Genomic DNA, 802 nt, shown 5'->3' on the forward strand with positions numbered 1-802 from the left:
CCGCCGAGATCACCTCGCGGGCGTTCTTGCCGGAGCGCAAGATCACCACGCCGCCGGCCACTTCGCCTTCGCCGTTAAGCTCGGCGATTCCGCGGCGCATCTCCGGGCCGATCTGCACCCGCGCGACGTCGCCAAGATAGACCGGCACGCCGTTATCCCCGGTTTTCAGCACGATATTTTTGAAGTCGTCGAGCGTCTGCAGGTAGCCGCTGGCGCGCACCATATATTCGGCTTCCGCCAGTTCGACGGAAGAGCCGCCCGCCTCCTGGTTAGAGGCGTCCAGCGCCGATTTCACTTCGCCGAGACTGATGCCGTACTGGGTCAGCTTCATCGGGTCGACGACAATCTGATACTCCTTGACCACGCCGCCCACCGACGCCACTTCCGAGACGTTAGGGATGGTTTTCAGCTCATATTTTAAGAACCAGTCCTGTAGGGAGCGCAGTTCGGCGAGGTCGTGCTTGCCGCTGCGGTCGACCAGCGCGTACTCGAAGCCCCAACCGACGCCGGTGGCATCCGGGCCCATTTCGGCGCTGACCCCGGCGGGAAGTTTGCCCTGCACCTGGTTGAGATACTCCAGCACCCGCGAGCGCGCCCAGTAAGGATCGGTGCCGTCTTCAAAAATCACGTATACGTAGGAGTCGCCGAATTGCGAGAAGCCGCGAACCGTTCTGGCGCCGGGGACCGACAGCATGGTGGTGGTCAGCGGCCAGGTGACCTGGTTTTCGACGATCTGCGGCGCCTGCCCCGGATAGCGGGTTTTGACGATCACCTGTACGTCAGAGAGATCCGGCAGGGCGTC

General features: G+C 62.8%; 1 protein-coding gene. It reads right to left on the minus strand.

What is annotated here, in order from left to right; translation table 11 throughout:
- Positions 1 to 802: efflux RND transporter permease subunit (locus HGP29_RS28265; protein ID WP_211093455.1), on the minus strand; the 802-nt coding region annotated here is incomplete at both ends.

This window comes from Flammeovirga agarivorans (assembly GCF_012641475.1).
Classification (GTDB): domain Bacteria; phylum Bacteroidota; class Bacteroidia; order Cytophagales; family Flammeovirgaceae; genus Flammeovirga; species Flammeovirga agarivorans.